Genomic DNA, 6,304 nt, shown 5'->3' with positions numbered 1-6,304 from the left:
CAATATAAAAAATTTAAAGAAAGGAGCTTGTATAATGTAACTATATTATACAAGGTAAAAGAAAAATATGGAAAATAAAGAAAAAAATATAACAAGCTGGGAATATATCATTCAAACAAAAAAAGAACACATTGACTTTATTAATAAAGTCATCGAAGCTTATGACGGTTTAGGAAATGTTAGAACACTTGATAATCAGAGCGGTCTGATAAAAATTCTTACAAATTCATATCTTTTAGATGATATGGATAAAGCGATTGAAACGTTGAAACAAAAAAATATCGAAATGGAAGTTTTAGAAAAAAGAGAATGGCTTGGAGTATTATAATTCCAAGCCTTTTATAATTTAAATATAATAAACAAAAAATAGCTTATGAACTAAGATTAATTTATTTACACTTTTTTTCCTTTTTATCTTCTACTTTATCTTCTAAATTTTTATTATCAGCCTCTGATTCAATTCCAGAAACTGACTTTTTAAATTCCCGAATCATTTTTCCTATAGCTTCTCCCAGTTCAGGCAGTCTTTTAGGTCCAAAAATAAGTAATGCGCCAAGTATAAGAACTATTAGTCCTGGTGCTCCTATATCTCGAAAAATTCCCATTTTTAATCATCCCTCCCTTCTTTTGTAGACATATTTACAAACAGAAATACTCACTTCATAAAGTAAGATTAATGGTGCTGCCATTGTTAAATCGCTTATAAAATCAGCTGGCGTCAGAACGACAGCAACTACGAGCAAAATAAAGTAGCCATATCGCCTGTTTTTTATTAAATATTGCGGTGTCAAGATATGCAGCGAGGTTAGAAATGCCACAATAACGGGCAATTCAAATATTACACCAAGCGGTAATGATGTATGTAATACAAATGTTAAATAATTATTTGCTGTAAGCTGAATATTAAACAAATCTTTGCCAAAAGATAGTAAAACATTTAGTAAAGCAGGTGTTACTATAAAAAATCCAAAAGAAAGTCCTGTAACAAATAATATAAAAGTTGCAGGCACATAAGATAAAATTGCCTTGGCTTCCTTTTCCTTAAGAGCAGGACGAATAAAAGCCCATATCTGATAACTTGTAAAAGGCAATGTCAAACTAAAAGCACATATTCCAGCTAACATTAAATAAATGCTCAAAATATCATTAGGCCCAAGAACTGTGAGCTTCTGCTTGAATGAAGCCGTCAGTAATTTGTAAATATCGGAGCAAAATAGCAAACTTACTAAAAAAGCCGCAATAAAAAATATAATTGTAATAATGAGTCTTTTCCTAAATTCGCTCAAATGTTCCACAAGCGTCTGTTCATCAATTTTAGCCATTCTATTCCTTTCCGATATTTTATCTTTTAAAATTTTTATTTATCTTTTCTCTTTTTTATCAATGTAGCAATCACGATAATCACAATTAAAATTAATTGACTAATAAACACTTCCATATTTGCATAAATTCCCAAAATTTCCATTGTAGGTATAAAATGAACTACGTGTAACGGTAAAATCCCTACAACTTGCAGCATGTGAATACTTGTTCCAAGCATTTTAAATGCAAGGAAATAAATTGTCCACGTAAGTACAAAAAACACTTGATGTATTTTTATTTTTGAAGAAGCGTATATTAAAACAAGTGCAATTACAATTAGTATCAATATCGCACTTACAATACCGATAATCAAATTCTGCAATGAAATTAATGGTAAAATTCCTACATAAAACAATATTGTTTCTGCCCCTTCTCTAAATACCGCAAGAAAACTAAGTACAAACATTGACACAAAACTTCCTGTACTTAATACAATATCCATTTTTCTGTCAATATAATCTTTCCAAGATTTTAAGGATGATTTACTATGCAGCCAAAATCCAATCCCAATCATCATTATAACCGCAAAAATTCCTACAAATCCTTCCAGAATTTCACGATTTGTTCCTGAAGATACAGCAGGAAATAAAGCCTGAAGAGCAAATGCTATTACTACACTTGCAAAAATTCCAGCAGCAGCTCCTGCATACACCCAACGTAATCCTTTTTTCTGATTTGCAGCTTTCAAGCTGCTTACCAATGCCAGAACGATAAGAAGTGCTTCCACACCTTCACGAAGAAGTATAAACATTGCATCAATAAACGTATATTGTGCTTTTGTATCAATTTGTGATAATTCTGTAATTAATCCTTGTAATTGTTCCTGATACTCTTTTTCGATACCTTTTACCATGATTATTGGAGTCTGTGTTTCCACTTTTGTATATAAAGCTGAATTTCTCGTACTTACATCGCCTTCAACCGTAGGCCATACCTGAATAAACTCTTTCACTTTTGACTGTCCTTTAGATTTATTTCCATTTTTAAAGGCTTCCAACGCATCTTTCAGCATATCTACAGCTTCTTTTAGTGTAATTGTGCTTGAAACATTATTTTCTATCTTCTTGCCATCTAAATAGTCTTGTATTGTTGATTTCAAGTCATTAAAAGAATTGACTGTATTGTCATAATCAAATGGCTCCACTTCCATAGAGCTTCTCAAAAGCGACATTGCAGTTTCCACTTTTCCATAGTAAGGAATACTTCTGCTTCTTATAAAACTTTCATTTCTTGTCCAAACACCGTTAAATTTCAGATATTCTTTTTTCATAAGTTCCACATCTTTAGATTGAATTGCTTTTTCCAGCATATCTAAAGCAGGATTCATTCTTGACTGGAATCTTTTCTTTTCTGCATTATCGTCAACAGGATTCTGCTCTTTTTCAAAAGCTAGTAATGCTGTTGTAACTTCTCTCAGGTCATCTTCTGACAATACAGCTTTTTCTTTATTTAAAAGTTCCTGTACCTTTTTCCCTTGCGTAGAATCAGCATTTTTAACCTTTTTAAATTCATCTCTTACTTCAGAAAAAAGTTTTTTTGCTTCATTTTGGTTATTATTTTTTATTGCCGTTGTTGTGTCTGTAATTTTTATGTAAAGTCCACTATAACTTTCTTCTGCAATAATATTCGTGAAGAATAGCATAAAGCACAAAAATAGCATTGTACTTATTTTTTTATTCAAATAATTTCTGTCCAATGTACTCTCCTTTCTTTATCCCTCCAAAACATGCAAAAATTCCTGTTCCGACATGAGTAATGTATTCATTCAACTTATCATCGTTTCCTAGGCTATTCTGAATCTTTATAAATTGATCAGGATGTTTTTGGAAACATATAAATAGCAGTCCCGCGTCAAACTGTCCGCTCACTTCATCTATTCCGTTAGAATACGAAAAGGCACGACGTGCTATTTTAACATCAGCTTTTTTGGCGAGATAAACATGTGAATCAATTGGTAGAACTGGTTTTCCATCTGGTCCTTTTTTATTTATGTCAATTGTTGCAAATTCATCTGTTTCTCCAAAGGGAGCCCCACTTTCCTTATACCTTCCAAACGTATTTTCCTGCTCCTGCAAATTAGTTCTATCCCATGTTTCAAGATGCATTTGAATACGCCTTACAATAAGAAAAGTCCCATTTTTCAGCCAATTATTCTTATCATACCAGACAACATTTTTAAAATCATTATTATTTTTTGGATTTTCCGTTCCATCTTTAAATCCAAAAAGATTTCTTGGAGTTTCTTTTCCATTTCCAATAGGCAAAAAGCCAGCTTGAGTCCATTTTAAAGTAATTAAGGCACGTCCTTTACGAACAAGATTTCTCACAGCATGAAATGCTACCTGTGCATCATCCGCACAAGCCTGAATACAAATATCTCCGCCTTTATACTTGTCCTTTATCTGATCTCTCGGAAAATGTGGCAAATCCTTAAATTCTTCCATTTTCTTATTATCCAGCTTCAATTTATCCAGAAAAGACGGACTTATTCCAAAAGTTATTGTCAAACGGTACGGATTTAATCCCACTGTTTCTCCTGTATCTATCGAAGGAACTAGATGATTTGCAAGTTCTGGTGCTACAAGTTCACCCTTCATAAGTTTTTCAGAATAATCTGTCCAGTCCTTGAACATCTGCTTTATTTCTTCCTTGTCCGTAGAATGTAAATCTAATACCGCAAAATAAACATTTTTCTGAACAGGAGTAGCAATTCCCGACTGATGTTCTCCATAAAATGAAATTTCTTCATTTCCAACAACTTGATTTGCCTTGCCGCTAAACATATTTGCAAAAATTGCACCCGCTCCGCTCGCTCCAATTGCAGCACCTGCTCCAACCATTCCTGCTTTTTTCAAAAAATCGCGACGTGATATTTTTTTATCAAACCATTTTTTATCATTTTCATCACTCATTATTTTACCTCTTTTTATACTGTAAGTTTTATTTAGATGTGTTCAATAATCTAAATGTTAATTTTAACAAAGGGAATTAATTCCCTATTCAATAATACTTAAACATATTAGTTACCAAATAAGTATATTATTTCTTAGGAGTTGCATCTATTACGATTCCCATTTGCGATAAAGGTTCTCCAAGTTTAGTAACTGCTTCAGCTAGAGCTTTTGTATCTTCTTTTGTTAATTCTGTATATAATTTGTAATGCTTATCATCAGTCATGTATTTATCAAGAAGTGCATTTACAGCTTTAAATTCTGTATCTAAAGTTGTTACAAGCTTAGCATCTTTTTGTTCTAATTTAGGTCTAAATAGTTCAAAAATTTTCTGAGCTCCTTCGATATTTGCTCTAAAGTCGTATAAATCAGTATGTGAGAATACTTCTTCTTCTCCAGTAATTTTTTGAGTTGAAACTTCATTCAACAAGTCAACCGCTCCTGTAACCATTAAATCAGGCGTTACTTCAATTGTTGCAATTTTTGCCTTTAGCTCCTTAATGTCGTTTACAAGATCATCTGCATATTTTTCAGTTCCTTTTGTAGTGTTTTGTTCCCACAATATTTTTTCAATTCTATGAAAACCTTTCCATCTTTCTTCATTTTTAAATTCTTCCTTAAAGTCAACAAGACGATAATCTATCTTAACATCAGATTCTCCAAAGCTTTCAGCAATAGGCTCAGATCTTTCATAAGCCATACGGATTAGCGGATAAACTTTTTTAGCTTCGTCTAATTTCCCAGTCTTTAATAATTGTGCAAAATTTTCTGTATCCTTTAAAAGCATATCAATCTGACCTTCAACATACTTTTTATATTCAGAAGTTTCCTTGCTTAAATCAGTTTTCCCTTGTTCAGCTGTCTTTCCAGCTGTTGTACCCGCCTTTCCACCTTCCTTTGATCCAGTATCTTTGCCACAGCTTATCGCCATTAATGCTCCAATAAGCAATAAAATTCCCATTTTTTTCATAAAAAATTCCTCCCAATTTATATTTGTTATATTATACTCATTATTTTATTATTTGTAAAGTAAAAATATTTGATTCACAAAATTTTTTGCTAAAAAAATTATTATGTAACTAAAAAAAGTCCTCCACAATCCAGAGAACTTTTTATTTTTTATTCAATAAAATATAGACAGTTTAATCTTCCAAAATCCCAATAAAATCAATAAATCCTTGCACAGAAAATTCTTCTGCTCTAGCCAATTCTGTTTTGCCAACTTTTTTCAAGCATTCTTTTACAAAATCTTTTGAAAATCCTAAATTCGATAAATTATTAGAAATACTTTTTCTCTTATTTGAAAACGCTTCTCTCAAATATTTAAAATATTTTTCTTCTGAAATTTGACTTTCATATTTTTTATTTTTCAAAATTTTTATTCCTAAAAATGCCGAATCAACTTTTGGAACGGGATCAAATTTTTCTTTTGGAACAGTAAATAAATATTCTGCTTCAGCGTAAAATTGAACTGCGTGTGTGAGTAAACTCATATTTTTACTATGAGGCTGTGATGCAATCCGCTCTGCCACTTCCTTTTGAACCATTAAATAAATTTCATCAATATTTTCACGGTATTCAAGCAATTTATTAATAATTGGCGAAGTTATGTAATACGGAATATTTGCTACAACTTTCACATCTTTTTTTTTCTCAAAAAAAGTTTTCAAATTTGCTTCCATAAAATCCTGATGAATCAACTTAAAATTTTCTTTTTTTTTAAATTTTTTATTCAAAAATGGTATCAAATCATCATCTATTTCAAAAGCAGTCAAAAATTTAGAATTTTCAATCAATTTTTCTGTCAAAAATCCTAATCCTGGTCCAATTTCCAGAATCTCTGTTTCTTTATCAATATTTGCCACATTTAAAATTTCATCTGACAAATTACTATCATTTAAAAAATTTTGTCCATACTTTTTTTTAGCTTTATGATTTTCATTTTCAGAATTTTTATTTCTTTTATGGTATTTCTTGTTTTTTTCTTTCAA

Annotated in this window: 7 protein-coding genes; 1 reads left to right on the top strand and 6 read right to left on the bottom strand. The window is 31.1% G+C overall.

What is annotated here, in order from left to right:
* Positions 1-67: 67 nt before the first annotated feature.
* Positions 68-328: a DUF4911 domain-containing protein gene (locus tag ACO409_RS06435; RefSeq protein WP_485555902.1), complete on the top strand. Its 261-nt coding sequence runs from the start codon at positions 68-70 to the stop codon at positions 326-328.
* A 61-nt stretch (positions 329-389) separates the two neighbouring features.
* On the opposite strand, the gene ACO409_RS06430 is transcribed toward ACO409_RS06435, so the two are convergent.
* The 6 genes from ACO409_RS06430 to rsmA form a co-directional block, all read right to left on the bottom strand.
* The gene (locus ACO409_RS06430; RefSeq protein ID WP_485555900.1) at positions 390-605 is read right to left on the bottom strand and encodes a twin-arginine translocase TatA/TatE family subunit; all 216 of its coding nucleotides are present in this window, start codon (positions 603-605) and stop codon (positions 390-392) included.
* 6 nt (positions 606-611) lie between these two features.
* Positions 612-1,322 (bottom strand): twin-arginine translocase subunit TatC, encoded by a 711-nt coding sequence (gene tatC / locus ACO409_RS06425; RefSeq protein WP_485555898.1) that lies wholly within the window; start codon positions 1,320-1,322, stop codon positions 612-614.
* Between the two features lie 35 nt (positions 1,323-1,357).
* Positions 1,358-3,058, bottom strand: coding sequence for an FTR1 family iron permease (locus tag ACO409_RS06420; protein WP_485555896.1), 1,701 nt, complete (start codon positions 3,056-3,058; stop codon positions 1,358-1,360).
* Positions 3,036-4,274: an iron uptake transporter deferrochelatase/peroxidase subunit gene (gene efeB, locus ACO409_RS06415; RefSeq protein ID WP_485555894.1), complete on the bottom strand. Its 1,239-nt coding sequence runs from the start codon at positions 4,272-4,274 to the stop codon at positions 3,036-3,038. The genes ACO409_RS06420 and efeB overlap by 23 nt, the downstream gene beginning before the upstream one ends.
* A 127-nt stretch (positions 4,275-4,401) precedes the next feature.
* Positions 4,402-5,283 (bottom strand): iron uptake system protein EfeO, encoded by an 882-nt coding sequence (gene efeO / locus ACO409_RS06410; RefSeq protein WP_485555892.1) that lies wholly within the window; start codon positions 5,281-5,283, stop codon positions 4,402-4,404.
* 172 nt (positions 5,284-5,455) lie between these two features.
* Positions 5,456-6,304, bottom strand: a complete 849-nt coding sequence (gene rsmA / locus ACO409_RS06405) for a 16S rRNA (adenine(1518)-N(6)/adenine(1519)-N(6))-dimethyltransferase RsmA (protein WP_485555890.1) — start codon at positions 6,302-6,304, stop codon at positions 5,456-5,458.

The sequence above is a fragment of the Leptotrichia sp. genome (assembly GCF_057270615.1).
Note: the sequence above shows the minus strand (reverse complement) of the source record. Positions and strands in the feature narration are given on the sequence as shown.